Genomic DNA, 25,401 nt, shown 5'->3' with positions numbered 1-25,401 from the left:
CAGGAATGCCCATGCGTCGAAAGCTCCCGAGTAACGCTGCCCTGATGGCCTTTGAAGCAGCAGCCCGGCATGGCAGTTTCGCCCGTGCCGCAGACGAGTTGGCCCTGACTGAAGGCGCCATCAGCCGGCAGATAGGCCGTCTGGAGGCGTTTCTGGGGGTCACGTTATTCGAGCGTGTTGGCAACCGTGTGCGGCTCTTGCCCAACGGTGAGCGCTACGCGGCCCAAGTGCGCGAACTACTCGACCGGCTCGACAGGGACAGCCAGTATTTGATGGGCCAGCCCAGCGACGGCGCCAGCCTGGATATCGCCGTCAGCCCAACCTTTGCCCTGCGCTGGCTAATTCCGCGGTTGGCCGGCTTTGGCCAGCAACACCCGAATATCTGCGTGCACCTCTCGGAACGTATGGAACCGTTCGTGCTAGCCGGCAGCGGTTTTGATGCCGCCATCCATTTTGAGCACCCGGCGTGGACGGGCATGCAGACGCATCGCCTGTTGAACGAAGTGTTAATTCCGGTTTGTCACCCTGGCCTGCTGAAGCCGGGCAAGCAGGCAACGGCTCTGGATTCACTGCCGCGATTACACCGACGACAGAACCCGGATGCCTGGCAGCGTTACGCCCAGCAAACCGGGATTGTCCTGAGCAACGCCGCGATGGGCGCGCGTTACGATTTGCATGCGATGCTGATCGAAGCCGCGCTGGCGGGGCTCGGCGTGGCACTCGTACCGCGCCTGTACGTGGAAGCCGAACTGGCGCAAGGCCGGCTGGTCGCGCCATGGCCACAAGAGAAGAATGTCGCCAAGGCCTTTTGCCTCGTGCTACCCGAACCGCTTGAACTGAGCCGCGCGCCCATCCAGGTATTTGCGCGTTGGCTGTTGGAGGAAGCGCAGGTGAAGTAGGGGACGCGGTGGGGCCTGTACCGGATTGGTTCAGACGCTGAGCGACTCAGAACTTCACATTGAAACCGGCATGCATCAGCGTGGTCGATGGCCACGCTGGGCATCAGGTCGAAATTCACGGTATCGCGGAACGCTTCATTGATCCGCGCGCCATTGAGATAAACCGCCAGCCCCTTTGGAGTTCCTTATTCCTGGCGGGATAAATGCGTCAACGTCTGTTTGCAAAACCACGACCTATTAGTAGGGAGTTAAGACTTTTGGATGAGTTGAAGGGGCGTGCAATGTGTTTTTTTGATTTTGTGTAATAAGGAAGAGGGGGTTAGTTGGTTTAATACAGTAGTCGAGGTTTTATTTTTATGGAGGTGTAAATGCCGTTGCGGTCTACATTGATAGACGCCCGTCATCAGGCACAGAGTTTTGGACAGATTTGTGGGGCTCCCGTCGGACCTTAACGTGCCATGACGTTGACGATTACATGCAGGATGAAGGCGGGTCCATAACAAGGCTGGCCCTGTTCATCTTCGATACGCCAGATCGACGTGAGTGTGCAGGTCTCCCTTGGGGCGCCGAACTCCACGCTGATACGTACCGGCTGGCCGGGCAGGGTGTCGGCGATGGGGATTTCGTTGTTCAGGCTGCGCAGGTGGGTGTCCATCACCACTTCCAAGGGAACGCCGGACGCGCTGCGGCGAGCGATTACGTATTCGCCGTCGACCCGTACCAATTTCCGACCGCGCCACGGGCGGGCGCCAAGGTTCTGGATCTCCCAGGTTTTCTGAAACGTCTCACCGGGCAGCACCACGGTCTGGTCTGGGGTGGTGACATCCGCGTTGAAGACAGCTATGTCGCTGGGGTCACGCAGGCCGGTGGCGCGATTAGTGGTTGCCATTGAACAGGCATCGCCCGGTGCGCCAGCCAGGTCGGCGAAGTAGCGGAATAACAGCAGCGGCGAAACCTGCAACGCCTTGGCCAGTTTGATCAGGGTGCGTACTGAGGGATCTTGTGAGGCTCCGCCGGTCAATCCGTAGAGGTAGGTTCGGGAAATGCCGGCTTCTTTGGCCAGGGCTGTCAGGGGCTTTCCCAGTTCTCGGCTGCGTCGCATAACCAAGGCTCGAAGCGTATCGCGTGTTCTGATGTTCATATTCGAGTGTTGATCTCCGGTCCTTGGTGATAGTCGTCACGTTGTTCGCCAAAAAGGACAACCTGCTCGCCGCTACGTATATCGAGCGATGCACACTTGCGACCTGCTAGCGACGTGGTGAAGGACATGGATAGGTCCCTTTTGGGTTGGCTACATCCAGTGTCGTGGTTTCTCGCATGCTTGCGAACCTTGTGTGTGTTGCATTCCTTTACAATCATCTTTGGATATAGCGATGACTCAAATAAAAACGTGCTGTGAATCCATTGTTCGATCAGGCTTCGGCATCCTGCAAATGTCTGATGCCATGCTGCAGGACTACAAAAAAATTGTTGATGGATATTCAGCAATCTCTCAGGCCACTAAAGATTCATTTTCCTTTGTTCAAGACACTGACGGGTTTTTTCCGTTTGGAGCCGAATACTCAAGTATTGAGGACCATCCCGACTTATGTGAGCGTTTCTGTTATTGGCCCGTGCATGTGTCTAAGCGAATGCCCTGCGAGTTTACCCAGAGTGATTTTTTTGCCGCTGTGGCTACTTTTGAGCGACAGGTCAACGAGTTGGCTCAGGAACTCATGGATGACGTCTGTGAAGAGTTTGGAGTCGCGCCACTAGCCCCATTTCGCTCGGCATCCTACGTGCAACTATGCGTCTATGGCGCTCAGGCTACTGGTAACCATCGTCAGTTTGCCCAAGACCCACACGAAGATGGTCATATGCTCTCATTCATCAAACCTAATCGTGACGGGCTGGTTTTGGTGAGGGGCGGTTCACTGGAACCCGTGCGTCTCCTGGAATGTGAAATTGCAGTATTGTCGGGGTCTTTGCTAACAGAACTCTCCGATCATGCAATTCCTGCTGCGTACCACGCAGTTCTTGCGCCTCTAAGGCCGGTAGCCAGAAGCTCCCTGATCTACTTTGCCAATCCGAACCCGGAGCAGGCGCTGACAAGTTTTTTCCGCCGGCAACCCATCGATTTGAATAGTGCCGTAAACACCCGCCACACCGGGTTCGGTAACCAGCCTATTCAACTTCTCTAATATTCTCGCGGGTTCGAACATCCCATGTTTCTAAACTTCAACGCTCTTTACCTCGAAGGCTTGCTTTTGGGCATGGGGCTGTTCGCCGCGCCTGGTCCGAAAGACACCTTGGTCATCCGCCAAGGTGTGGGCCGGGGTCCGATCTGGGCCGTGGTTGCTATCTGCGTACTCGCCGATGTCCTACTGATCGCTGTTGGCGTCGCAGGGTTGGGTTCATTGCTGGGAAGTCGGCCGGGTGTGGTGGCGCTGTTGCTGCTGTCCGGTGCGGCGTATTTGCTTTGGTTTGGCGGTCAACGCTTGCTGGCCTGCCTACGTAACCAGTCCATGCCCAACACGCAAGGCGGTCACTCGCAACGAGGCTTGCTGCGCACCGCACTGGTGCTCGGGTTTGCCAATCCTTACGCCTGGCTTGATACCGTCGTGCTGATCGGCTCGATCGGCGCAGCCAAACCCACCGGCCAACAAGCACTGTTCGCGAGTGGCGCGATGACGGCATCGTTGGTGTGGTTTGTGATACTGGCGCTGGGATGTCAGCGTTTGACGCGGCTGTTCCAGGCGCCAGTGGTGTGGCGCTGGTTGGATGCGGGTGTGGCGGTGTTGATGGTGTACCTGGCCGGGATGTTGATCACTGATTCAGTGGGTGTCTTTCAGCAGGTAATCGGGGTCAGACTCTGAAGAGTCCAAAGGGCTGCGAACGCCTCAATGTCGTCTTTCACCAAGTCGGCTTGGACGTATCGCGCTGGAGAAAGAGTAATCTGCCGGTTGCGATAGGCCGAAGTCGGCCAGAAGCGGACGCTTAGTGCAGAAAATAAATCTGTCCCCCCCTTTTATTGCAAGCAGACACTGGAACAGTCCATGACAGCAGGACGGCTCATTAGGCTGCATCGCGCCCGTAGCGAATGGTCAGGTGCTTTCTGCTTCTGACAGGGCCTTGGCCACTACGGCAGGTAAGCTTCCGGGCGCCCTTATACGCATTTGCTTGTTCAAATTAAAACGACCGAACACAACCGTGATGTCAGAAACCGAGACGTCAAACTCTCGGGCGAGAAACTTAACCATATGGTCAGTCGCCCTGCCTGCTACGGGTGCGGCGGTGACGCTGATCTTGAGTTGACTTCCTTTCGCCTTGCCGATGGCATCCTTTTTGGCGCTCGGAGTTCCAAGTATGTTCAGAACTAAAGTCTCTCCATCCCACCCACAAAACGAGGACATCTCAAAGCCACGGCCGGATGATTTCTTTTTGGTAATCGCTTTTGCTTTCTTCACATGGATCCTGCGTAGGTCGGATAAAAATGCCTAACTAAGGTAATCGGGGTCACTCCCCGATTGTTCTGTCGGCTAAGGTCGCAATAAACGGCGCTTGGTTGCGCCGACCCGGAGGAATTGCGCGACGCGAAAACGCCCAAACGCCCGGTTGATTGTGTAGTTGGTTGGCGTTTTTTTCAAATGCCGACCCTAACCGCCGCTCACCTTCGATGCCCATTCATGGACGGGCTTTAAGCGATCAATCGCAGCGGACAACGCTTCGATCGAGTCGCTCAATGGGTCAATTGGAGTCCAAATAGTCAGGTGAGGCGAAACCAACATAAACGTCGAATTCGCGTCTGCCCCATCCTTTCTCAGCACGGTCACAGCTTGGCGGGCTCGGCCATGGTAGCTCCGGTCTTTGTTGAGGCAGCCGATGGCTTCGGTGAGTATTGAACGCCATAACCCATCGGTGATTTCGGAGAGACGAAACTCGCGTCCACCTAAAGTGTCCTCCAGGATTTTCGGTCTTGAACTTAGCTGCCACGCGTCTCTCGCGAAACGCAGGGTGATGTCCTGAGGATCGAGTATATCTGGCACAAGTCGTAGTAACGCAGGGATTTCCAGTTCGGATTTTATCAGCGTTGCAATCGGCCAGCCGCTGTATTGCAAGCCCTCGAGATTGACTCCCACGCGCGCTTTCCCATCGTTCGGGTATATCGCGAGGTTCCATTGAACTCCTTCGTGTCCATCACTAATTCCAAAGGAGGGTTTGTTTAATTGGCCGAATGGTCGTCCTTTAATACCCAGCAATTCGGTGAATCCGTGTAATAGATGGGCGTATAGGGTGTTCCTGCTGGAGCGCGTAGACTGTTTGCGGGGAGGAGCACCCGCTTTTGATACATCGATGTTTTCTTTTTGCGCTTCCATGATGGTTACTGCACTTACGTCCGATACCGACGCGAGTATGGATTGAACCGCAAGAATTGCATCGTCCGGGTGAAGATTGAAGAACTCACGCCTTCTCTGTCGGAGTGGCAGGAGCTTTGTATGAACCAGCGACTCAAACTTCTGGCAGTCGTTCACTGCAATCTGATGGGTTACCTCCCAAAGAAAATCACCCGTCGAGCTCTGATTTATTTCTGCACAGCGAACAGCAGGATCTCTAGCGGTTCTTCCGATCTTGCACACCGGAAGTTCGATGTCTTTAACCCCGAGGATATATACATATCCTCTCTCAGGGGCAGGATAGTTTTCCATAATGGTCTACCTACAGTTGTATAGGAAACTAGCTCCTTAAGTCACCGGTCGGAATGGCTTGCAAACAGCACTTTCCACTTACCACCTGGCGTGAAGGTAACTCGCCTCGAAAATATCAATTTAGCACGCGGAGTCGCCTACAGGCCGAATGATTGAGTTAAGGCCGAGGCTCGATCGACCGCTCCGGGGCGGATAGCGACGGTTTAGAGTCGACTGTCGTTATAAATAGTCAGACTTTCGTCTGTTCCGCCGTCTTAAAGGCATCGTCGACCTCGACTCCGAGGTATCTGACAGTGCTTTCAACTTCGTGTGACCTAGGGTAATTAGAGTCAAACTCTGAAAAATCAAAAAGGGCTGAAATGCCTCAATGTCGTCGCTCACCAAGTAGACTTGGGCGCGTCACGCTGGAGAAAGAATAATATGGGAGTTCAACGACCGCGACGGCACTCTCAACAGTCTCTAAGTTCATAGAAACGGTTTACTTTGGCCCTGTTGCCATCTTGGCGCTTATGGGATCGTACCTATGAACGGCAGTCAGCGAAGGCGAACCTTTTATTCGGCTTATGATCAAGTATGAATAAACGTCGTTTCAATTAGGAGGTCCTGATGGCCACTGCACATGTTTTCATCGCCGTCAGCCTGGACGGCTTCATCGCCCGGCCAGATGGCGACATTGATTGGCTTTTGCAGCGTGATGATCCGACTGAAGATCATGGCTACTGCGCCTTCATTGCCGACAAGGATGTGATCGTGATGGGGCGAGGCAGCTATGAGAAGGTGCTGACCTTCGACACATGGTTCTACGACCGGCCCGTCGTGGTGCTGTCTGAACAACTGGCCGGTACGCCGGTGCCCGAGGCGTTGAAGGGCAAGCTGCGCTTCTCAAACCTCGCACCAGGGGACCTGATGGCCGAACTGGATGGGCAAGGCGTGCATCGTGTCTATGTCGATGGCGGGCAGTTGGTGCAATCCTTCCTGCGCGATGGATTAGTCGCCGATATGGTGATTACCACTGTTCCCGTACTGATCGGATCGGGAAGGCGATTGTTTGGGGCCCTTCAGCAGGACATTGACTTGGAACTGGTATCCAGCTGCAGCTTTGCTTCGGGGTTGGTGCAGTCTACCTATCGGTTGACGGTATGACCGGTTCGCGAGGATGTTCGATCTAGAGCAATGAGGGGAGAGGGGGGATTTATTTGCCGAGGCCGATTCTCGTGAACGTTGCCTTTTCTTCTGGCTGGCAGTCAGTTAGTGGTCGACTTCTGCCGGATATGACAGGCAGAAATCGGCCAGAAGCGGGCATTGGGTGGCACATGGCGATATATTCCGGGCATAGCAATCCACCTTCATTCATGATACTCGCTAAAGACAATGGTCAGGAAAGACATGAACTTCACCGACGAATTAGTAGCCGCCTTCCCGGCAAGCAATCCGGTACCTCCAGTATTACGACAGACCATGGAATTCCTGGAAGCACTAGGCTGCGTCCGTCACTATCGGACCGGGGGCCGCTACATGACTTTGCATCCCGAACCTGAATACAACAACAGCGCTATCACCGCCTTTCACGTTCCGGACTCCGCCGATACTGCTCGATGGACGGCCTGCGAAGATCCCAGAGTAAACGAGCGGCTATCAATATTCCTCAGGACTGGTGGCGATGGATCGTGGGCAGGGTTATGGCTGGACGACCACGATCAGCAGCGAATCGTCCATCTTGGCTCGGGCTCGGGATCAGACATGCTCTGCGTCTTGACCAATAGTACGCAAGACCTGATTCGCTTACTGGCCATCGGTTACAACGAGCACTGCTGGCCAGAGGAGTTTACGAGAACACCGGCCGAACTGCGGGAGCAGCAATACGCAGATGATGACTACCCCGCACCACCTAGGGCATTGCGGGCTTACGTGGAACGCACGCTTGGCCTCAGCGTCCCGGCGCGCGCATCAGATCTCATCTCAAGCACAACAAGCATGGACGCGCATGAATCCAGTGATCCTTTCTGGAACTGGCTCAAACAGGTAAGAAATGATTGAAAGGTCCCGTCACTATCTCGACCACCAGAAGGTCAGAGAATCGCAGGATTTTTCATCAAGCCTTGGATTAATTGGCCGCTCGCAACGGGCGTAGACCAGCAAAAAATCGACGTTAGACACGTAATCGCGAGCTGCCTAATCCAAGCTTCGAAGCCACGATAGGGGAAAGATATGGCAGGAGGGAACATCATCTGCGGCACCTTCCAAAGTGCTGACAAATCCGGATCAGCCTTGGAGGTTGTGTTAGAGGCACTCCCGTTGCAGGCTCACGAACTGGTCGAAAATGTTAAACAGCAACTCGATACAGCAGAATTTGTCCTCATAGAGGTTGAACAAGCGAAAAGCTTGCTTCCATTCTTACAGGTCTACCAGGCTCAATTGATCGCTGAGATCGGGCACGATGATTGGGCTCGCGCAACGCAGGAGGAAGAGTCTTCGCTTGAACCTGTCGCGGCAAAGTGGGGATCAGGTAAGGGATGGAGACTTTACTGTGTGCGAGATCTCGTAGGGGCCTGTGAAAATTCGTTGGTAGAGATGGAACCAGTCTGCATCACGTTTAGTTAACTGCTTCCAGCTCGTTTTCACACAACCTGGGTCGATAGCAGCCCTTTGCCAAAGGCAGCCATCGACCAACAGCACCCCCTGGGCTCCTTCCGCGTTGCGGGTTCAACAAAGGCGAAACCGCTCCGCGAAGACACCCAGGGGTAAAGCATGGCCCTTCGGCCGATGCTTACAGACCGACCGCTATCGGCCAAAAGCCGCCTGTCGATTGCCTTGACGCTGAAACCATGGACTCTCAATCTGTTATCGAACCCAACGCACTGTAAAGCTCTTGTCGAGCGAGAGGAAAATCCTCAAGCCTTGTCCTGGCTTCCAGCGTTGCGCGTGCTTTGGCAACAGACGCGGGCCCCAGGATACCAATGGCGCGTATGGCAGCCCAACGAGTGAAATGGTTCTCGGGATCTGAAACCAGCAAAAGTATTTTTTCAAAGTCTGCATCATCGGACGCATGCTCTGCCAGCAATCTGGCAATACCAAAGATATCAATTGGGTATGCAACCTGGTGCACGCCCAGATACATCGCCCTATCGATCAATTCGTCAAATGAAGAGTCCATGGTGTCTCGTAAGGTAGTCGGGGTTTCCACGTAGCTGAGCCAAGACAAGACTTTGTCAGAACTCATTAAACGTGCAGGGTGCAGCCGTCAGGTTACACGACCGTTTAGCCGAGGGCTGATAAACAGTTGTGGATTTTTGTCGGTGTCGGAAGCCGCTTTTGAGTCGATTCTGCCTGTCGTCTATGACAGAAAACAGCTATGATGCGGACGACGGTAGTAGGCTACATCAAAGTTCTACCAGAGTTACTTACAGGCTGATTAAGCACTGAGGTCTATGGAAGCGATTCCACTATAATTTATTTATAAATGAACTGATACCCAACAATATAAGAGCCTATCTTATTGGAGTGTGCAGTCACCAAAACGACATCCATGCCTTTTTTCCTTCGTTCGTTGAACTCCAACTCAGTGGTGCACAGCTCAATCCAGCGCTCAGTATTTAAATCCTTAAACCGCAAGCCCGCCTCACACCGGCCAGACCTTCCAAAGGAAGGTCCCGGAATATGTAGCTCATAAGCTGATTCATAATGAACAATCTCGCCAGGCAACAGATAAGTAAAAACCTTATAACTATTTAAAGATAATACAAGACCCAGACAAACGCCCCCCACAAAAGAGTCGGCAACTCGCTTCAAATCTCTTCCGTCAGGGCGATAGTAAATTGCTCGTCCGGCAAAAACGAGTCCAACCAAACAGCCAGCGACTATATAGGTGGTCCACTCAGGAATCGACGCCATTAAAACGATTCGAGTCCCAATGCGACTAGCCCAAAGCATATAAATAATCCAGCCCACCACCAAAATCAGGCACGTCGCCGCCCAGAAAGCTTTTTTCTTTGGCTCGTTTTCAAATGAAGGATATTCCATTCCCTGAATGCTCTATTTTTTATTTCCAACATGAGTCGAAGGCAGCGCAGCTCAACAGCCACAGGCTTGTCACGACGCCCCTCAAGATATTCACGGCTTTCGCCGAGGTGTGCAATAGCACCGAGACCAGAGTGCCGGCGTGCGCGCCCGGAACGACGCCAGGGTGATTGAGAGCGTGCCGACCATCAGGCACTCATCTGAATAGCCCCCACTCTAGTGGAGACTTTAGATTTCTGCTTTTGGACAACCTCTGCCTGTCGCCGCGGACGACAGTCGACCGATCGGATTAGACTACACCGGGGTCCTGTCAGAGATTATTTCCATGCTGATTAAATGCCAAAGGTGCGGTCAAGGTGACGTTCGAGCAATGCGGGTCTGCTCTACACAACTTTTACTGTGGGTGTGCGACGAGTGTGAAGCAACGTGGGCGAGCCAGATTGAGGTGAATGTCTGCAATTTTGAAGACTTCGGGACATTAATGGCCGGCATGGGACGCAAAGGTTTATGGTCAGAATTAGAGCCACAGTGATAATTTCGTCATCAACTACTGTCTATCAAAGGCCCCTTTTGGCCGTTTTTTGCCCGTCGCGCAGAACGGCAACCGACCCTAAGCTGTCCTTCGCGACCGGCAAAAAACGACCCGTTGCGGACGTTCAGAAACCTTTCGACTAAGTACTTACGATCACAACGGCACAACCAGTTATCGTTCTAGCGCCTGCTTCAAGCCGAACGCTTAGACCAGATCAACAGCCCTGACCTCTATAGCTCGTTGAGGGACAAAGCTGGCACCCTGTACTGTGCAGGATCTGAATCAACGTACAAGGAGGTGCTTCTAACTCTCATGACCCCTCGGTTGCCCGCTCGGGCAGCCGTTCTACAAGCCCCTCGCGGTAGCCCTGCGCTACGGTAACGATACTTAGTCGTCAGTCGATTAGACGCTAGACTCCCCGAGCAAGTTGAAAACGTTTGCGAATACAAAATTAAGAATAGAGTTTTGATTCGAAAACAATGGGCAGCAGTTATAGATCATGCTACTTGGCGAATGCACGGCTGCCCAAATAAGTATCAAACTCAGTCATTCGGCATGCGCAAACTTTTTCTATGAACGGACGCAGGGGAAGTAATGCTATGACTGACAACGACATCCGCTATTTTGGTCGCGACCTTATAGAACTCATTGACGTTAAATCCGCCAGAGACGTTTTATTATCCAGCGACATGTTCAAACACTCTCCGCGCATGAGTCGCCTGCTCAACTATCTTGTTGAACAGGCCATCGTCGAGTCGGTGCGCGACACCAGCGAATACGCCATCGGCATCAGCGTATTTGACCGCGACCCATGTTCGTACAGCACGGGCGAAGACCCGGTCGTTCGGGTACAGGTGGGGCGCTTGCGGGCAAAGCTGAGGAATTACTACGCAACATTCGGGCGTAACGCCAAGGTCAGGATCGTGATTCCCCTGGGTTGCTACATGCCCACCTTCCAGCGCCAGTCAGCAAACGCCACCGGGGTTGCGCCCAGCCATGCGTTTTGTATCTGCCCGTTCAAATGCCTGTCTTCACAAACGAGGTGGGAATGCTTTACCGAAGGGCTGCATGAGGAATTGACCCACCACCTGTACAAAAAGCTCGACAGGAAAATCATCGTCGAGTCCGCAGCTACTTGTGCAGGCATTCACCCTGCGCAATCACTCGACAGTGTGCCCTGCAACGGCATCGGTCACCGTCTGGAGGGCAGTGTCCACGTGGACGCGGAACGGATCAGAACGTCAGTACGCCTGATTGATGTAACAACAGGCTATGTGGCCTGGTCGGAACAGTTCAATCGCGCGGCGTATACGGCCATTGCACATCAACAAGAACTGGCGTCGTCTATTTGTTATGCACTACAAGGCTTCCTGGCAATGCATGCGAGTATTCTTTCGGAGCACTCAGCCCATAACAGCGGCACGGCGTTACTGTAACGATACTTATAAAAACATCGCGTTATTCATACGCTCCCCCTCGAACCACTGGAATGCGCTAACCACTGATTAGCCTCCCGGCGATTCAAATAGCCAGTCGCGCGGAATGAACGACTGACAAACTTTAATGTGTTAGGGATTAACAGGTGAAAAAATGACTACGTACACTATTGAGTTCAACTTTGAAAATTCCGAACAACAGGCCGTGCTCGCGGCTTTACAGGCGCAGGGTTATAATCTGCTGGCTTATAAAGGCGCCGTTGGCCCCAACCAGCTAACCACTGGCGTACCGACCTGGTTTTCGGTCCCTTACGGCGACCAGTTCGGCATCGTCGACATTTATTACAAACCTAAATACAAGTTGTACGTCAGCACCCAGGCCGATATCGCTGCCAATACAACGATTCTCATGAAATCCCTGTCCCGGCCCCTCGAACTTGGCATTGCGCAAACATTCAACTCTGACGGCACCTTCGTTTCAGGCGGGGTCAGCAATGTTCCCGCTGATAGCCTGGGGCTGTTCAATAATCGGCCTGCGGGTACGCCACCGCTGACAGTGGGCCTTGCCGGCCTTGTCACTACCCCTTCAGGAGGCGAACAGTACTTGCCGTTCTGCGCATTTACCTTGAACCCACAGGGTTCAATCATGATGAAGCCGCTGGAAACCATTTTGCTGGTTGCAGCGCAACAGAGCCTGGAGTCAGGTAATGTCCAAGCCAGCGTTTCGGCGCCTGGGTGCACCTTCTCGTTCTCCGCGAGCGTGGGCAAATATGACATGCAAGTGCTGCCCAGCACCTTTGCCATTACCAACCTGAAAGGTAAACCTTCGGTTTCCCCCGTAAGTTCCGGCTCGACCATTGGCACCATCGTCAACTCGGCCAAGTGACCGGATTTTAAATAGGTGCACTACACCCGTGTCCGTCCTGGCGGAAACGGGTGTTTTTCTATCTGGCGGGAGGTGCCTGTGTGTGAATACAGACCGTACGTACTGTTGTGTGCCTGCTTGATAACAGGCCTGTTGACTCAGGTTTGCCACGCGGCGCCGTTGCGGCTGACGCTTTATCTGAACATTGAAGCCCGGCAATTTTTGAATGCCACTAACCAGTCCATTGTCATCGTTGTACCCGACCCCTCGTCTGAAGGAGACAACAGCGTAGTGGCTATTAATTTACCGCCGCCTATCACGGACTCGATGGTGGTGGTCATTGAACCGAAGACCAGCATTTATGTTGCCCACGGTGTCGTCAGCTCCGCACAGGCTTTTAAAATCGGGGTGTCCAGCCCTGTCTTGTATGGCAACGCGTACAGCTTCAACGGTTATAAAATTAACGGAAACGGCAAAGGCAAGGACGGCAGCGTGGGTATCTACTACGACGCACCCCCTAACGCGAAACCGCTGATCACGGGGCAGGCGTTATTTATCTATGACAGTGACACAGGAAAGCCTGCTTCACCGTCGCCGATCAATGGCTTCACCCTCAACCCCTTTCAATCTCGCTATATCTCGCAGCCGGCCGCCGTTATATGGGCGCTGATCGGCAGCAATATCAGCAGCGGCAGCGTATTGCCTAACAGCGTGCTCAAGTCTGTATCGCCGTATCTGTCCTATGCCAACGCATCGACACAAGGGCGTTCGTCCTTTCAAATCAGTCGTTACCTCGAAGTACCCTTCAATGAACAGAACCAGGCCAGTATTCATTTTGACTTATCCCTTAACGCCTTCGAATGTGGGCCCTACCCGAAGTAGCGCTACGGTAACGATACTTACCCAGGTTGTGCCACTAACGTGCTACTGCGTCAGAAAAATGGGTCGATTCTGGAACAAATGCAGTGACAAGTAATTCTTGCAGTGTGGGACGAATTTGCGGTGACGTCCATTTCTGCTGGTTTTGGAGAGAGCCAGACTGAAGCCTATGAAAAAACGTTTATCAACGACTTAGCTCAAGCTGACAAACGCTCCAATAGACTGATTTTTAACTACAGAGAGCATGGTGTTGGCGCCGACGCCGAATTGCCCTAGTTGCCGATATATCTCTGACCCGGTCAGACTCCTCGCGAGCCACTACCTTTGCTAGATTTGTGTTGATTTAAAGGTGGGTCAGTCTCACGTCAGCTCGCGGGTCAATTCTGCATTGGCGTTAACACATATGGGCGGTCTGTCGCGTAATTTCAGAGTCGTCTTTAGTGTTTCATTACTATTGGTCTTGCTTATTTTTCACAAATTAGCGTGGTTTAAGATTGGAACTTTTTAGGGTGATCTTACGAAAATTATCTAGTGGTTTATCTGTGATGAAAATATTAATGCACCTCTGGCTCGTAGCCACCGAGTCACCCATTGCTACGCTTATTTTTAGTGGGTAACAGCCGAGCTGTTACACGGTGTATCTGTAACGTTACTTACCAGAAGCAGGGGAGTTCGCGAATCTCAAATGGTCGCAGCCAATGACGGCAACGACGGTCAGCCGCGGTAGTGATTGCAGGACATTGCGATCCAAGCCAGCGGAGGCCTTATCACTTGGAGATTTCTAGAATGTCTGATGATCTGATTTGTCTCGACTTAAGCCCTAAGGAATGGACATGAAAAGTAAAAATCTGATTGTGCTGTTTTGTGCCGGTTCGCTGTTCAGCACGCTGGCGACTGCGGATGTTAACGTGTTCCGAGCGATCGATAGAAAAAACGCCACTTATGCGAAGGTAGCAGATGCGCAATGGAGGATTGACGAGGATGGTCTGTCCACATTTGAAGCAGCAAACTTCATTGTGCCCGGAAAGCCTTGCAAGGTCCGGTTCACTGTCGTTGGGGTCAACCCGCCGTTCAATCAGGGCGACCAGGGTCCGATCCACAATATGGCCGGATATATTGGCGTTTACTCTCCTCAGCACGGAGGGCTGGGGCATTGGAGCATTACCAAGGACCCCGCGCCGGCTGTCCCGGCTGAAATCACGAACTTTGTGATTGCAAACCATGCGTCGGAGGTAAATGTCGGCTATACCGGAGGCAGTCCTTCTCAATGCCTCACTCCGGCACAGCCAAATTAGTACTGCCAGAGCGCAATTGATATTGTGATGACTGATTAGAACTACAGTCAATTGAGAAGAGGTGTCTGGTTAGCACCTCTTCTTTTTTTAGGAGAGTCTTATGGCTGTTCTGCATTATTGTTATTCATTCACAAGCGATGTCCTCAAAAAAGATCTCGCTGGAACCCCAGATGAAGTCATTGCTCGGTTGCACCAAAAATCAGCTGAGGCGTGCAGAAAGCCGTCCCATGTGATGGCGGAGGCTTTAGAGGCAGTGCGTTTTAGCCCTTCTTGGCTTACCGATGAGGAAGAGAGTGATCGCCCGGCAAAGCAATTGCTGGTATGCCTACTTGGGCATTGTCATCCAGTACTCTCGCTAGGTCGAAGCGGTGAGCTTCCGTATCATTTGATTCTGAAGGCTCTACTGACGGATGCGGGGTGGAGTAACGAGCGAATCACTGACCTTATTCGTGGAAAGCCAGCAACAATCTTGTTTTCTATGGCGGAGAGAAAAGATTTGGAAGCGATATTCACTGGCCTCACTGATATCGTAGGTATTCTCGGTCCCGATGAATGCGCCAAGCTGACCATGGAGTTGAATTCAACTCGCGATTATTTCTTCATCGATCATGCGCGTCACGAAGAAGTTCTCGGCGGCATTGTTCCGAATTGGTCAGGTCAAGGGGCTGTGCTGGCGAAGTCTGCATGGTCAAGGGCGGTTGACATGCTGAGCAGTCGAGCCTCCGAGCGTGACGCGCTGATTTTGATACTGGATTGATTGTTTAGGTCAGCGGTAAAACCCGACGGGCGGCCAGACAGATAGAAGCAGCGACCTCCTGCTGCCACTCCATGGTCTGGGGGCCTGTTTCTCATCAAACTGGTCCACCCATAACAAACGTCCGCTTTGGCAGCTTGTAAGCTTGGCCGTCAGCCTCAGCTTGCAATCATGGAAGCGAAACCGAGCTGTAATCAGGTAGTCCAGAGCGTTGTGGTTAACGGTTTCAACCGGCACCACGAGCACGAACGTGGTCGAAAAGTTTTGGTATGCCTGGTATGCCAACAGACGTGTAACAGAACTGTCTTGACCTCTGCCTTTTTTTATCGCAGATCTGCTCATCCAACCGATTGGACAGATAGCTGAAAATTTTCTCAAGTCACCAAGGCCTTTGTGATTGGTGGGAAGCCTATTGGTAACCGTCCGGCCAGCACCCTCTCCTGACAGCCCTCCAAATTAGCCAAGATAGTGGACACCATTTTTTAGTGGACACTATCTTGGATACCGTTGCCCCAGCCCGTCGAACTGGCCGCCGCCCCAACTTCTCGCTGGCGTTCAAACGCCAAGTCGTCGAGGCGACCCTCCAGCCTGGCGCCTCCGTGTCGTTGATCGCTCGTGAGCATGACGTCAATGCCAACCTGGTGTTTCGCTGGCGGCATCAATATCAGGAAGGGGTATTCGGCACCGTCAGCCAGAGCGCAACGCTTTTGCCCGTCCAGGTGATGGAGGCGCCAATCGATCTGCCGCGCGTCGTCCAGCCACAGGCGGAGTGTCATTCCGAGATCGCAGTTGAGGTCGGAAAAGCCAAGCTGCGTATCATGGGCGCACCCGATCCGCAGACGCTGCAATTCGTCTTGCAGCAGTTGCTGCGATGATTGCCCCGCCCGCTGGAACCCGTATCTGGATCGCCGCCGGCGTCACGGATATGCGCCGTGGCTTCGATGGTTTAGCGGCACTGGTGCAGACACAGTTGGAAGCCGACCCGTTTTCCGGTCAGATATTTGCCTTTCGCGGACGGCGCGGTGACCGGATCAAGCTGTTGTGGTGGGATGGCGACGGCTTGTGTCTGTTTTGCAAACGGTTGGAACAAGGGCGCTTCGTCTGGCCGCAAGCAACCAGCGGCAGCGTGTCGCTGACGCCTGCGCAGTTATCGATGCTGTTGGAAGGCATTGATTGGCGCAGGCCAATTCGTACAACGCCTGTCCTCGCAGTCTGACTTGCCGCGCTGAAAAAATCCCCAGTAACATGCGGTCATGACTCTCGTGACCGACTCCCTGCCGAACGATCTTCAAGCCTTGAAGACTCTGGTCTCTGCCCAGCGGGCAGAGATTGAGCGCTTGAAAATGATGATCGCCAAGCTGCGTCGTACGCAGTTCGGTCGCAGCTCCGAGCAACTGGACGCGATGATCGATCAACTCCAGTTGAGCCTTGAAGAGCTGCAAGTCAGCCAAGCCGAAATGACACGGCCAGTCGAACCGGCCCCTCGCGCAGTTTCGCGCCGCAAACCATTGCCCGAACACCTGCCTCGCGAAACTCACGTGCATCAGCCCGAGTCGCAATGCACGGGCTGCGGTGGGAAGCTTCGCTATTTGGGTGAGGATGTGTCCGAAGTGCTGGAGTACGTTCCGGCACGTTTCAAAGTTATTTGCCATGTCCGTCCGAAGTGGGTCTGTCGCTGCTGCGAGCACATCGCCCAGGTGCCGGCGCCGAGTCGTCCGATAGCCCGAGGCCTTGCAGGCCCGGGGTTGTTGGCCCATGTGCTGGTCTCCAAGTTTGTCGATCATCTGCCGCTGTACCGGCAGTCCGAGATCTACGCCCGTGAGGGCGTGGAGCTGGAGCGCTCAACCCTGGCCGACTGGGTGGGCCAGAGCAGTCAATTGCTCAGGCCGCTGATCAACGCCCTTGAGCACCACGTCATGAGCGGTCACAAAGTCCATGCAGACGACACGCCGATTGGCGTGCTCGCGCCGGGCAACGGCAAGACCAAAACGGCTCGCCTGTGGACATACGTGCGGGACGACCGACCTGCGGGTGACTCGACACCGGCGGCAGTTTGGTTTGCCTACTCGCCGGATCGCAAGGGGCAACATCCGCGCGCTCATCTCAAGGGCTTTAGCGGGATCTTGCAGGCTGACGGCTACGCCGGTTTTGCTCAGCTGTATGCGACGGGCACTATTGAGGAGGCTGCATGCTGGGCTCACGCCCGGCGCAAGTTTTACGATGTCTACAAAGACTTGGCTTCACCCCTTGCCGCCGAGGCGCTGCAACGGATTGCAGCCCTGTATGCCATCGAAAGCGAGATCCGAGGGCAGCCGCCTAACCTGCGAAAAACGGTTCGGCAAAGTCGGGCCAGTCCGCTGCTGGAGCACCTGCACGCATGGCTTAATCAGACGCTGACTCAACTGTCGAAAAAGTCGGCATTGGGCGGTGCAATCCTCTATGCCCTCAACCGGTGGCAGGCCTTAACGCGCTACTGCAATGACGGCCGAATCGAAATCGACAACAACGCCGCCGAACGGGCGCTACGCGCCGTCGCGCTGGGCCGCAAAAACTACCTGTTTGCCGGTTCCGATGCCGGCGGAGAACGAGCCGCTGCGATTTACAGCCTGGTGGGTACTGCCAAGCTAAACGGGTTAAACCCACAGGCCTATCTGGCCTACGTACTTGAGCACATTGCCGAACACCCGATCAATCGGGTGAGCGAGTTGCTGCCTTGGAACATCTCTTTGAATCACACTGAACACTGCGAGGCCGCCTGATCCATGGTTAAAACTGTCCGTTTACCCAAACCCGCCCCCGACCTGTTACTGCTGCACATCGAGCTGAAGTGGATCACTCCGAAGATTTGGCGTCGGTTCGCGGTGCCTGAAAACATCACCTTGGGCAAGCTGCACCATGTCATCCAGGTCGTGATGGGCTGGAGTGATAGCCATCTGCATGAGTTTGAAATTGCTGGTGAGAATTACGGCATGCCCGACCCTGATGGTTGGGGGCCGACGGTGAACCCGGAAGCCCGTAAAACGCTGATCAAGGCGCTGAACGGAAAGCGGACATTCAATTATCTCTACGACTTTGGTGACAGCTGGCATCACAGTATCAAGGTCGAAAAAACGCTACCCGCTGTTGCCTGTCCTCAGGTGCCGTACTGCATCGACGGCGCCAATGCTTGCCCACCGGAAGACGTGGGTGGCGGGCCTGGTTACGAGGAGTTTCTGGAGGCGATGGGCAACCCCGATCATCCAGAGCATGACGCCATGGTTGAATGGCATGGCGATGTTTTTGATCCGGTGACATTTGAGTGCGAGCGCGTGAACCAGTGGTTTAAACGGATTAAGGTTTGAGTTGCAAGGCGGTGTAGCTCGGACGCTTACGCCTATTGTGCGATTGGGCACGGTAAAGTCGTATGCGAACGGCAGCAGTGGGTCGATTTCAGCCGGTCGCCACTGGCTGAAATCGGCCAGAAGCAGACATTCAAACCGCTAGCCAAATACACTGTCGAGAAGATCGCACTCAAAAATTTTGGTGCAAGTGTGCAGCCATGGAAAAGGGAGGATTCATGAGTCTTGATCTGTGCTTGGAAGCTGATAGTACGCTCACAATTTCGACGCTGAGCAAAGCACTTGCGAATGCTGGTGCTTGGGAAATAGAGAAAACGCAGCGGCCAGCGCAGTTCAAGATTACTGAACAAACACAGTCCATCTATCCACTCGCCAATACGCTCGTATCGTCAAAGGCTGGGTGAAGGCCGTTGGCCTTGATCCAGCCATGTATGGCACTCATGAGATGAGACGTACGAAGGCATCACTGATCTATCGCAGGACGAATAACCTGCAGGCGGTTCAACTGCTGCTCGACCTGTACGAAGACCTGAACGGCAAACACCGCGACATCGCCCTGGCGATCCATCAACTGAGCGAACTGGGCGTACTCCTCACCGCCAAATTGCTCGATCGTGAAACGCCTTGCCCTGGCCAACCCGCCCAACAAGCCGTCTCAGGCCACCTGCAACGGCTTGCCGCGATCAATTGACCCCAGGCCAGCTCTCCACATATTCAATAGTGAAGTCCGGATAGGAATCGACGATCTGGATCTTGTAGTCGGGGTAGCTGTCGACGATTTGCCATTTGCCAACAGAGTCCGGCCAGGAAACCACCTTCTTTACCTTAAGGTCGGGGTACTGATTCACCACTTTCACCTTGTAGTCGGGATAGCTGTTCACGAACTGGATCTTGCCGTAAATCTTCGACACATCGACCGTCGTACCGGCGTGAGCGCAAAAAGTGCAGGTCAACAGCAAGGAAGCGAGGGCAGCTTTGAACATGAGCATTTCATCCTAAAAAATCGAAGCCTCCAGTCTATCGATATCCACGCGGGCCGTTTCAACTCACCTGCCCGATTGCTGGCGGCGTCATCATACGGCACATACAACGGCTCGGCGATCTGGCTTGTGATGGCTTTGGTCAACCCCCTCAGCCTTGCCGACTGCGCGATTGAGCTCAAGCGCCATCGATGGCGTCGAGCTGCTTGGCAGCGTGAAGGCCCACGCCTTATCGCTCTAAAGCGATCACTGTAGTCCGCTATCCAAATCTAGCGGTTCGGAATTCTATTTCGCGGGAAGAAAGTGACCAGCTACTCGTTTTATACTTGGCCGGTTCAGGCTTGCTCATGCAGTCATTTCACCAGCCAGCCCATAAAGTGAGAGAAGCTGAATTCAACTCAAATCTGTCACCTTGATTGAGCGCCCATAGCTTTCCAACAAGGCTGTCATCAAGTACCACCTCTTCAGCTGTCTCGATCAGATGCCGTGTATGCAGTTTTTTTTGAAGCCTAACGCTTCTGACCATGGATCAACCTACCAATAAATAGTCCGAAGATCGGCATGATAATACTGGAACGCGGAGATGACCGCTCTGGGGCTATTTCAGCCGGTTCCGACAGGCAGCTATTGGCCGGACGCGGCCTATTCCGAATCCCCGCTCTCGACCCATAGCTGCTGGTGGTGATCGCCCGCTTTAGGCCGTAAACCATTTCGAGTGAAGAGAATTAACTCGTCTGATTTTCACCTGTGCAGCTAGATCAAGGAGGGACTTTAACGAATGCGTCGTTAGGGATATGGGCTCTTATCGCTTGCTCGATTTTGCGTTATGCCATGCAGCTGCATGGCATAACGATAGTGGCTGGTGAATGCGATGCGCTCACGCCCCTAAACAATGCGGCACGCGGGAGTTGCGTTACAGCGCTCGCACTGGAATGCAGATGTCGCAACTAAACTCACCGGTGTGGGGGTCAAGTGCCGTGGTCGCAGAAAACATCTCGAAGCAAGGCCTATCGTCGCATTGTAGTCCGCTGGACGGCATCCATTCACGCGTCAGCCACATCCAGGCGTTACCTAAAACCTCAGCTTTCCCTTTGAAACTCGCTACGGCATAACGGCCGCCCGGCAGAGTTAGAATATCTACCTGGCCGCTAGCAACAAAATGAGCGGGTACTTCGACGCACGCGTCATAGCGGCACTTGTTGGCTGGAGTGAGAGACGGGTCGTCATGACCTATGCCATAACACGTTTCATCACTGAGGCCATTTGAGTGCATCCACGGCGCAATGGTGCCGCGCCAAAATTCGCCGATGGCGGGCCCATATGGTCCGATCAAACGTTGATACGCGACGCGTGCTTTTGGTAAATCAACGATACGTACATCCATGGCACAAGTTTCCGTTAGCCGATAAGAGACGTCAGATTCACCGAGCGCGGGCTCGCCTTCCTGATGGATATTGCTGAAGACCTGATCAGGATTGCTCTCTTGGTTGCCTGGTTGCTGTCCGATCGCGGACGCCTGCATTTTCAGCCGCTGAAGAGTCGTGGAGCGCCAGGTCGATGGCGTGCAGCCGAACTTGAGTTTGAAGGCTCGCGCAAACGCTTCACCCGAATGGAAGCCGGTGGCCAACGCTGTTTCAAGTACTGTTTCATGGCTACCACAGGACAGCCGGAAGGCCGCCTTCTCGAGCCGTCGACGCTGTGCATAGCTGCCAAGCGTTTCGCCCATCCATGCGGCGAAAATTCGATGAAAATGGAAGCGCGAGAAATTGGCGATGTCGGCTAACTGCGCGCCATCTAACGGCTGATCGAGGTGAGCATCGATGTAGTTGAGTACACGATTTATCCGTCGCGCGTACTCAGCGCGGGATACTTGCGCAGAAGGCTTGGTCGTCATGTTAGCTATTCTAAAAATCACCGTTCATGTGGCTATTGAGCCGTTGAGTTCCTGCGATAACCGCAGCGCGTTCTTCGTTTCTTTCTCGGCAGCGTGCAGCTCCAGCGTAGGCCAATCTGTAGCAAAGGTATCGAGTTTGAACTGTTGGCAGAGCGCTTAAAGCGTCATGTCAATCCACGGAGACAGCACAGGACCAGGCACTTCGACGGTCATCGGGTTTGTGAAATAACGCCACCCATGTATTGATTTAAATCGCGAAAATCCTTAACGCTCCATGAGTGCGGCGATAGCTTTACTCCATTCTCTCGCAAGGTTTTTGGAATTAAGTCGCCATTTGGGCGAAGTATTATCGAAGACACAATCACGCCCGGATAATCATTTAATCGTTTTTTGAAAGCGAGCGTTGTTAGATCAGGCGTCGGCGGATTACTTTTTTTAGCCAGCGGTCCTGTTGCTTTGAGATCCATTCCATGGCACATGCTGCATCGCTGTAGATAGAGATTTTTTCCATTAGCATTATCCGCGAAGGATAGTGATGTTTGAGTCAGCGACAACATTCCTAGCGAAGCGATGAGCACTACTTTCATTGTTTTTATCTTCCTTGATGGGACCGGCGTCGATTGGACGCGATTGGGCGCGCGGGAAAGATATCAGCCATCGCGTCGGCGCACACTGTCATTTCTGATGCCCATTAAACCAATACGTTTTCCCGGAGGTAATCGGGGGCAGACCCCGGTTGTTTCCTGCATCTGGGGGGATCGGCGTCCCCCCCGACCGACCTAACGGAAATTTTTCGCCACAGATACTGACTTTCAACCCCAATCGCTCCTGCGCTAACTTCCTCCCCGTCGCTTCCAACCCAGCGACCGGACTTGAGAATCCGAGAAACAATAGGCTCACTATATTAGGAGCTTAAGCAATGAGCGTTTCTGACAGGCCATACCCTCACAACCCCACCACCCACACCTCCGCCCATCCAGGAGGTGCCCAATGATCAACCCACCCCTCAACAAAACCCTCGGCGTCATCACCTTTTCCACCTGTGGCAAGCAGCCCAACCTTCACCGACTATTCCGCGTGAACGCCGGCGTGCCCATCCGCGATGCGCTGGAGCATGCCTCCGAACTTCTCCACTGTTCAAAACTGCTGGCGTTGGATGCCGCCATGGACACGGGCGCGGATCGTTATGCCTGGGCGGCGCATTATTTGGGGGAGATGGCGAAGGCGGTGGTGGATGATTTGGCGAATGGGATGTTGGCCAATGGGGTGACGGAGGAGGGTGAAGTGGCGGGTAGTTAGTCTGGTGGTTTGAGGGTGTTGCGGCTGACGCTATCGCAGGCAAGCCAGCTCCCACAAGGGGCTGTGTTTCAAGTTGATGTTGCGCTGGTCGGGGATTTTGCTGGTTGCCCACTTTTCGACAGGCGAAAAAAAAGACCTTGAATTTCAAGGTCTTTTTTTAAGATGGTGCCCCGAGGGAGACTCGAACTCCCACTCCTTTCGAAAACGGATTTTGAATCCGCCGCGTCTACCAATTCCGCCATCAGGGCTCAATGGCGGCGAAGTATAGAGATGAGATTACCGTTGGTCAATCACGTTTCATGGTCAATTTTGACTATTTCCGCTAGACTTCCCGGCCCTGCTAGACGAACCCCATCATGCGCGTTGCTGACTTTACTTTTGAGCTCCCTGATTCGCTGATCGCCCGCCACCCTTTGGCCGAGCGTCGAGCCAGTCGACTGCTGACCCTGGACGGGCTCAGCGGTGCCCTCGCACACCGTCAATTCACTGATTTGCTTGAGCATTTGCGCCCAGGCGATTTGATGGTGTTCAACAATACCCGGGTGATTCCGGCGCGGCTGTTTGGCCAGAAAGCTTCCGGCGGCAAGCTGGAAATTCTGGTGGAGCGGGTGCTGGACAGCCATCGCGTGCTGGCCCATGTGCGCTCCAGCAAGTCGCCGAAACCGGGTTCGACTCTGCTGATCGATGGCGGTGGCGAGGCCGAGATGGTGGCGCGTCATGATGCGTTGTTCGAGCTCAAGTTTGCCGAGGAAGTGTTGCCGCTGCTGGAGCGCGTCGGCCATATGCCGTTGCCTCCTTATATAGACCGCCCCGACGAAGATGCGGACCGCGAGCGCTATCAGACGGTGTATTCCCAGCGCCTCGGTGCCGTCGCGGCGCCGACGGCCGGGCTGCATTTCGACCAGCCGCTGCTGGATGCGATTGCCGCCAAGGGCGTCGAGAGCGCGTATGTGACCCTGCACGTGGGGGCCGGCACGTTTCAGCCGGTGCGTGTGGATAACATCGAAGACCACCATATGCACAGCGAATGGCTGGAAGTCAGCCAGGACGTCGTGGATGCAGTCAATGCGTGCAAGGCGCGCGGCGGGCGGGTGATTGCCGTGGGCACCACCAGCGTGCGTTCCCTGGAAAGCGCGGCGCGTGATGGCGTGCTCAAGCCGTTCAGCGGCGACACCGATATCTTTATTTACCCAGGCCGGCCGTTTCATGTGGTCGATGCGCTGGTGACCAACTTCCATTTGCCGGAATCCACGCTGTTGATGCTGGTGTCGGCATTTGCCGGTTATCCGGAAACCATGGCTGCTTATCAGGCTGCCATCGACAATGGATACCGTTTTTTCAGCTACGGTGATGCGATGTTTATCACCCGTAATCCGGCGCCACGCGGCCCAGAGGAACAACTATGAGTCGTATGTCGTTTGAATTGCTGGCCACTGACGGCAAAGCCCGTCGCGGTCGTCTGACCTTTCCGCGCGGTACGGTAGAGACCCCGGCGTTCATGCCGGTCGGCACCTACGGCACCGTCAAAGGCATGCTGCCGCGCGATATCGTCGCCACCGGCGCCGAAATCATCCTCGGCAACACCTTCCACCTGTGGCTGCGCCCGGGCACGGAAGTGATCAAGAAGCACGGCGACCTGCATGACTTCATGAAGTGGCAAGGCCCGATCCTCACTGACTCGGGTGGTTTCCAGGTGTTCAGCCTGGGCGCCATGCGCAAGATCAAGGAGGAGGGCGTGACCTTCGCCTCGCCGGTCGACGGTTCCAAAGTGTTCATGGGCCCGGAAGAGTCGATGCAGGTCCAGCGCGACCTGGGCTCCGACATCGTGATGATTTTCGACGAATGCACGCCGTACCCGGCCGATGAAGACGTCGCGCGGGTTTCCATGGAGTTGTCGCTGCGTTGGGCCCAGCGCTCGAAGAACGCCCACGGCGACAACACTGCGGCGCTGTTCGGTATCGTCCAGGGCGGCATGCATGAAAGCCTGCGCAAGCGCTCGCTGGAAGGCCTGGATAAGATCGGCTTCGACGGCCTGGCCATCGGCGGTCTGTCGGTGGGTGAGCCCAAGCACGAGATGATCAAGGTGCTGGATTACCTGCCAGGCCTGATGCCTGCTGACAAACCTCGTTACCTTATGGGCGTTGGCAAACCGGAGGATCTCGTAGAGGGTGTGCGCCGCGGTGTGGACATGTTCGATTGCGTGATGCCAACCCGTAATGCCCGCAATGGGCATCTGTTCATCGATACAGGCGTGCTGAAGATCCGTAACGCGTTCCATCGCCATGATGATTCGCCGCTGGATCCCACCTGTGACTGCTATACCTGCCAGAACTTCTCCCGTGCTTATCTGCACCATCTGGACAAGTGTGGGGAAATGCTGGGTAGCATGTTGAATACCATCCACAATTTGCGTCATTACCAAGTCCTGATGGCTGGTTTGCGCGAGGCTATTCAACAGGGTACATTGGCCGCCTTCGTCGATGCCTTCTATGCCAAGCGCGGGCTCCCTGTGCCGCCCTTGGACTGAG

At 54.2% G+C, this 25,401-nt stretch carries 27 protein-coding genes, 1 tRNA gene and 3 pseudogenes; 21 read left to right on the top strand and 10 right to left on the bottom strand.

All coding sequences use genetic code 11. The features are described from left to right. The first annotated feature begins 11 nt into the window (after window positions 1-11). Window positions 12-899 (top strand): LysR substrate-binding domain-containing protein, encoded by an 888-nt coding sequence (locus tag C8K66_RS07760; RefSeq protein ID WP_017846743.1) that lies wholly within the window; start codon window positions 12-14, stop codon window positions 897-899. A 448-nt stretch (window positions 900-1,347) separates the two neighbouring features. On the opposite strand, the gene C8K66_RS07755 is transcribed toward C8K66_RS07760, so the two are convergent. Then, window positions 1,348-2,001: an NBR1-Ig-like domain-containing protein gene (locus C8K66_RS07755; protein ID WP_232565975.1), complete on the bottom strand. Its 654-nt coding sequence runs from the start codon at window positions 1,999-2,001 to the stop codon at window positions 1,348-1,350. A gap of 271 nt (window positions 2,002-2,272) precedes the next feature. On the opposite strand from C8K66_RS07755, the gene C8K66_RS07750 reads away from it, so the two are divergent. Further along, window positions 2,273-3,079 carry a 2OG-Fe(II) oxygenase gene (locus C8K66_RS07750; RefSeq protein ID WP_104904491.1) on the top strand — a complete coding sequence of 269 codons (807 nt, stop codon included), beginning with the start codon at window positions 2,273-2,275 and terminating at the stop codon, window positions 3,077-3,079. 24 nt (window positions 3,080-3,103) lie between these two features. Continuing rightward, window positions 3,104-3,754: a LysE/ArgO family amino acid transporter gene (locus C8K66_RS07745; RefSeq protein ID WP_108524526.1), complete on the top strand. Its 651-nt coding sequence runs from the start codon at window positions 3,104-3,106 to the stop codon at window positions 3,752-3,754. A 228-nt stretch (window positions 3,755-3,982) separates the two neighbouring features. Here C8K66_RS07745 and C8K66_RS07740 read toward each other — a convergent pair whose 3' ends face one another. The 3 genes and pseudogenes from C8K66_RS07740 to C8K66_RS30975 form a co-directional block, all read right to left on the bottom strand. Next, window positions 3,983-4,345: a DUF167 family protein gene (locus C8K66_RS07740; protein ID WP_017846747.1), complete on the bottom strand. Its 363-nt coding sequence runs from the start codon at window positions 4,343-4,345 to the stop codon at window positions 3,983-3,985. Window positions 4,346-4,534: 189 nt separating this feature from the next. Beyond that, complete coding sequence (locus tag C8K66_RS07735; protein WP_108524524.1) at window positions 4,535-5,584, bottom strand: GIY-YIG nuclease family protein; 1,050 nt, start codon at window positions 5,582-5,584, stop codon at window positions 4,535-4,537. A gap of 229 nt (window positions 5,585-5,813) precedes the next feature. Then, a pseudogene (locus C8K66_RS30975) lies at window positions 5,814-5,908 on the bottom strand (integrase); the annotation flags it as partial. A gap of 282 nt (window positions 5,909-6,190) precedes the next feature. Here C8K66_RS30975 and C8K66_RS07725 point away from each other — a divergent pair. The 3 genes from C8K66_RS07725 (at window position 6,191) to C8K66_RS07715 (ending at window position 8,185) form a co-directional block, all read left to right on the top strand. Continuing rightward, window positions 6,191-6,727 carry a dihydrofolate reductase family protein gene (locus C8K66_RS07725; protein WP_079444646.1) on the top strand — a complete coding sequence of 179 codons (537 nt, stop codon included), beginning with the start codon at window positions 6,191-6,193 and terminating at the stop codon, window positions 6,725-6,727. Between the two features lie 243 nt (window positions 6,728-6,970). Continuing rightward, complete coding sequence (locus C8K66_RS07720) at window positions 6,971-7,621, top strand: hypothetical protein (protein ID WP_052735757.1); 651 nt, start codon at window positions 6,971-6,973, stop codon at window positions 7,619-7,621. Between the two features lie 171 nt (window positions 7,622-7,792). Next, window positions 7,793-8,185, top strand: coding sequence for a hypothetical protein (locus tag C8K66_RS07715; RefSeq protein ID WP_046382162.1), 393 nt, complete (start codon window positions 7,793-7,795; stop codon window positions 8,183-8,185). A gap of 232 nt (window positions 8,186-8,417) precedes the next feature. Here the strand turns inward: C8K66_RS07715 and C8K66_RS07710 are convergent, their stop codons facing one another. Together C8K66_RS07710 and C8K66_RS07705 are read right to left on the bottom strand one after the other, a co-directional pair. Then, on the bottom strand, window positions 8,418-8,738 hold the full coding sequence (locus tag C8K66_RS07710) for a hypothetical protein (RefSeq protein ID WP_017846753.1): 321 nt from the start codon (window positions 8,736-8,738) through the stop codon (window positions 8,418-8,420). Window positions 8,739-9,034: 296 nt separating this feature from the next. Next, complete coding sequence (locus tag C8K66_RS07705; RefSeq protein ID WP_108524522.1) at window positions 9,035-9,604, bottom strand: hypothetical protein; 570 nt, start codon at window positions 9,602-9,604, stop codon at window positions 9,035-9,037. A gap of 1,128 nt (window positions 9,605-10,732) precedes the next feature. On the opposite strand from C8K66_RS07705, the gene C8K66_RS07695 reads away from it, so the two are divergent. The 12 genes and pseudogenes from C8K66_RS07695 to C8K66_RS30970 form a co-directional block, all read left to right on the top strand. Further along, entirely contained in the window at window positions 10,733-11,569 is an 837-nt protein-coding gene (locus C8K66_RS07695) for a hypothetical protein (protein ID WP_046382163.1), read from the top strand. 154 nt (window positions 11,570-11,723) lie between these two features. Beyond that, window positions 11,724-12,455 carry a hypothetical protein gene (locus C8K66_RS07690; protein WP_046382164.1) on the top strand — a complete coding sequence of 244 codons (732 nt, stop codon included), beginning with the start codon at window positions 11,724-11,726 and terminating at the stop codon, window positions 12,453-12,455. Window positions 12,456-12,572: 117 nt separating this feature from the next. Further along, window positions 12,573-13,316 (top strand): hypothetical protein, encoded by a 744-nt coding sequence (locus C8K66_RS07685; RefSeq protein WP_227778716.1) that lies wholly within the window; start codon window positions 12,573-12,575, stop codon window positions 13,314-13,316. Window positions 13,317-14,146: 830 nt separating this feature from the next. Continuing rightward, window positions 14,147-14,608 carry a hypothetical protein gene (locus C8K66_RS07680; RefSeq protein ID WP_108524520.1) on the top strand — a complete coding sequence of 154 codons (462 nt, stop codon included), beginning with the start codon at window positions 14,147-14,149 and terminating at the stop codon, window positions 14,606-14,608. A 100-nt stretch (window positions 14,609-14,708) separates the two neighbouring features. Continuing rightward, the gene (locus C8K66_RS07675; protein WP_046382167.1) at window positions 14,709-15,365 is read left to right on the top strand and encodes a hypothetical protein; all 657 of its coding nucleotides are present in this window, start codon (window positions 14,709-14,711) and stop codon (window positions 15,363-15,365) included. A 494-nt stretch (window positions 15,366-15,859) separates the two neighbouring features. Continuing rightward, the gene (locus C8K66_RS07670) at window positions 15,860-16,237 is read left to right on the top strand and encodes a transposase (RefSeq protein ID WP_158276045.1); all 378 of its coding nucleotides are present in this window, start codon (window positions 15,860-15,862) and stop codon (window positions 16,235-16,237) included. Continuing rightward, window positions 16,234-16,578, top strand: coding sequence for an IS66 family insertion sequence element accessory protein TnpB (gene tnpB / locus C8K66_RS07665; RefSeq protein WP_108524516.1), 345 nt, complete (start codon window positions 16,234-16,236; stop codon window positions 16,576-16,578). Before C8K66_RS07670 ends, tnpB begins: the two co-directional genes overlap by 4 nt. A 37-nt stretch (window positions 16,579-16,615) precedes the next feature. Continuing rightward, window positions 16,616-18,121, top strand: a complete 1,506-nt coding sequence (locus C8K66_RS07660) for an IS66 family transposase (protein WP_108524514.1) — start codon at window positions 16,616-16,618, stop codon at window positions 18,119-18,121. A gap of 3 nt (window positions 18,122-18,124) precedes the next feature. Next, a complete protein-coding gene (locus C8K66_RS07655; RefSeq protein ID WP_108524512.1) occupies window positions 18,125-18,703 on the top strand; it encodes a plasmid pRiA4b ORF-3 family protein in 579 nt (192 codons plus the stop codon). A gap of 215 nt (window positions 18,704-18,918) precedes the next feature. After that, the gene (locus tag C8K66_RS31585) at window positions 18,919-19,104 is read left to right on the top strand and encodes a hypothetical protein (RefSeq protein ID WP_165933317.1); all 186 of its coding nucleotides are present in this window, start codon (window positions 18,919-18,921) and stop codon (window positions 19,102-19,104) included. Beyond that, a pseudogene (locus C8K66_RS31580) lies at window positions 19,059-19,214 on the top strand (integrase); the annotation flags it as partial. The gene C8K66_RS31585 and the pseudogene C8K66_RS31580, both read left to right, overlap by 46 nt. Beyond that, a pseudogene (locus C8K66_RS30970) lies at window positions 19,206-19,391 on the top strand (DUF6124 family protein); the annotation flags it as partial. The pseudogenes C8K66_RS31580 and C8K66_RS30970, both read left to right, overlap by 9 nt. Here C8K66_RS30970 and C8K66_RS07645 read toward each other — a convergent pair. From C8K66_RS07645 to C8K66_RS07630, 3 genes are all read right to left on the bottom strand, one after another. Then, window positions 19,384-19,683: a hypothetical protein gene (locus tag C8K66_RS07645; RefSeq protein WP_057004590.1), complete on the bottom strand. Its 300-nt coding sequence runs from the start codon at window positions 19,681-19,683 to the stop codon at window positions 19,384-19,386. The pseudogene C8K66_RS30970 and the gene C8K66_RS07645 sit on opposite strands and share 8 nt — an antisense overlap. Window positions 19,684-20,593: 910 nt before the next feature. After that, complete coding sequence (locus C8K66_RS07635; RefSeq protein WP_046382169.1) at window positions 20,594-21,574, bottom strand: GyrI-like domain-containing protein; 981 nt, start codon at window positions 21,572-21,574, stop codon at window positions 20,594-20,596. A gap of 209 nt (window positions 21,575-21,783) precedes the next feature. Further along, window positions 21,784-22,161 carry a c-type cytochrome gene (locus C8K66_RS07630; protein ID WP_079444642.1) on the bottom strand — a complete coding sequence of 126 codons (378 nt, stop codon included), beginning with the start codon at window positions 22,159-22,161 and terminating at the stop codon, window positions 21,784-21,786. A 403-nt stretch (window positions 22,162-22,564) separates the two neighbouring features. Between C8K66_RS07630 and C8K66_RS07625 the strand changes: the two genes are divergently transcribed. Then, window positions 22,565-22,873, top strand: coding sequence for a DUF3077 domain-containing protein (locus tag C8K66_RS07625; protein ID WP_017846211.1), 309 nt, complete (start codon window positions 22,565-22,567; stop codon window positions 22,871-22,873). 163 nt (window positions 22,874-23,036) lie between these two features. On the opposite strand, the gene C8K66_RS07620 is transcribed toward C8K66_RS07625, so the two are convergent. Continuing rightward, window positions 23,037-23,121 (bottom strand) — tRNA-Leu (locus C8K66_RS07620). 108 nt (window positions 23,122-23,229) lie between these two features. Between C8K66_RS07620 and queA the strand changes: the two genes are divergently transcribed. Beyond that, the gene (gene queA, locus C8K66_RS07615) at window positions 23,230-24,279 is read left to right on the top strand and encodes a tRNA preQ1(34) S-adenosylmethionine ribosyltransferase-isomerase QueA (RefSeq protein WP_017846191.1); all 1,050 of its coding nucleotides are present in this window, start codon (window positions 23,230-23,232) and stop codon (window positions 24,277-24,279) included. 5 nt (window positions 24,280-24,284) lie between these two features. Next, window positions 24,285-25,400 carry a tRNA guanosine(34) transglycosylase Tgt gene (tgt, locus tag C8K66_RS07610; protein WP_010565220.1) on the top strand — a complete coding sequence of 372 codons (1,116 nt, stop codon included), beginning with the start codon at window positions 24,285-24,287 and terminating at the stop codon, window positions 25,398-25,400. Window position 25,401 lies beyond the last annotated feature (1 nt).

Origin of the sequence: Pseudomonas sp. GV105 (genome assembly GCF_003058185.1) — a bacterium.
Taxonomy (GTDB): domain Bacteria; phylum Pseudomonadota; class Gammaproteobacteria; order Pseudomonadales; family Pseudomonadaceae; genus Aquipseudomonas; species Aquipseudomonas veronii.
This window is presented reverse-complemented; position numbering and strand designations above follow the sequence as displayed.

Excerpts from the sequence above, each read along its gene's own strand:
- C8K66_RS07735 (WP_108524524.1), bottom strand. The coding sequence starts at position 5,584 with ATGGAAAACTATCCTGCCCCTGAGAGAGGATATGTATATATCCTCGGG.
- C8K66_RS07625 (WP_017846211.1), top strand. The coding sequence starts at position 22,565 with ATGATCAACCCACCCCTCAACAAAACCCTCGGCGTCATCACCTTTTCC.
- C8K66_RS07715 (WP_046382162.1), top strand. The coding sequence starts at position 7,793 with ATGGCAGGAGGGAACATCATCTGCGGCACCTTCCAAAGTGCTGACAAA.
- tnpB (WP_108524516.1), top strand. The coding sequence starts at position 16,234 with ATGATTGCCCCGCCCGCTGGAACCCGTATCTGGATCGCCGCCGGCGTC.
- C8K66_RS07760 (WP_017846743.1), top strand. The coding sequence starts at position 12 with ATGCGTCGAAAGCTCCCGAGTAACGCTGCCCTGATGGCCTTTGAAGCA.
- C8K66_RS07635 (WP_046382169.1), bottom strand. The coding sequence starts at position 21,574 with ATGACGACCAAGCCTTCTGCGCAAGTATCCCGCGCTGAGTACGCGCGA.
- C8K66_RS07680 (WP_108524520.1), top strand. The coding sequence starts at position 14,147 with ATGAAAAGTAAAAATCTGATTGTGCTGTTTTGTGCCGGTTCGCTGTTC.
- C8K66_RS07690 (WP_046382164.1), top strand. The coding sequence starts at position 11,724 with ATGACTACGTACACTATTGAGTTCAACTTTGAAAATTCCGAACAACAG.
- C8K66_RS07655 (WP_108524512.1), top strand. The coding sequence starts at position 18,125 with ATGGTTAAAACTGTCCGTTTACCCAAACCCGCCCCCGACCTGTTACTG.
- C8K66_RS07630 (WP_079444642.1), bottom strand. The coding sequence starts at position 22,161 with ATGAAAGTAGTGCTCATCGCTTCGCTAGGAATGTTGTCGCTGACTCAA.
- C8K66_RS07710 (WP_017846753.1), bottom strand. The coding sequence starts at position 8,738 with ATGGACTCTTCATTTGACGAATTGATCGATAGGGCGATGTATCTGGGC.
- C8K66_RS07660 (WP_108524514.1), top strand. The coding sequence starts at position 16,616 with ATGACTCTCGTGACCGACTCCCTGCCGAACGATCTTCAAGCCTTGAAG.
- C8K66_RS07745 (WP_108524526.1), top strand. The coding sequence starts at position 3,104 with ATGTTTCTAAACTTCAACGCTCTTTACCTCGAAGGCTTGCTTTTGGGC.
- queA (WP_017846191.1), top strand. The coding sequence starts at position 23,230 with ATGCGCGTTGCTGACTTTACTTTTGAGCTCCCTGATTCGCTGATCGCC.
- C8K66_RS07725 (WP_079444646.1), top strand. The coding sequence starts at position 6,191 with ATGGCCACTGCACATGTTTTCATCGCCGTCAGCCTGGACGGCTTCATC.
- C8K66_RS07675 (WP_046382167.1), top strand. The coding sequence starts at position 14,709 with ATGGCTGTTCTGCATTATTGTTATTCATTCACAAGCGATGTCCTCAAA.
- C8K66_RS07695 (WP_046382163.1), top strand. The coding sequence starts at position 10,733 with ATGACTGACAACGACATCCGCTATTTTGGTCGCGACCTTATAGAACTC.
- C8K66_RS31585 (WP_165933317.1), top strand. The coding sequence starts at position 18,919 with ATGAGTCTTGATCTGTGCTTGGAAGCTGATAGTACGCTCACAATTTCG.
- C8K66_RS07720 (WP_052735757.1), top strand. The coding sequence starts at position 6,971 with ATGAACTTCACCGACGAATTAGTAGCCGCCTTCCCGGCAAGCAATCCG.
- C8K66_RS07645 (WP_057004590.1), bottom strand. The coding sequence starts at position 19,683 with ATGTTCAAAGCTGCCCTCGCTTCCTTGCTGTTGACCTGCACTTTTTGC.
- C8K66_RS07705 (WP_108524522.1), bottom strand. The coding sequence starts at position 9,604 with ATGGAATATCCTTCATTTGAAAACGAGCCAAAGAAAAAAGCTTTCTGG.
- C8K66_RS07755 (WP_232565975.1), bottom strand. The coding sequence starts at position 2,001 with ATGCGACGCAGCCGAGAACTGGGAAAGCCCCTGACAGCCCTGGCCAAA.
- C8K66_RS07750 (WP_104904491.1), top strand. The coding sequence starts at position 2,273 with ATGACTCAAATAAAAACGTGCTGTGAATCCATTGTTCGATCAGGCTTC.
- tgt (WP_010565220.1), top strand. The coding sequence starts at position 24,285 with ATGTCGTTTGAATTGCTGGCCACTGACGGCAAAGCCCGTCGCGGTCGT.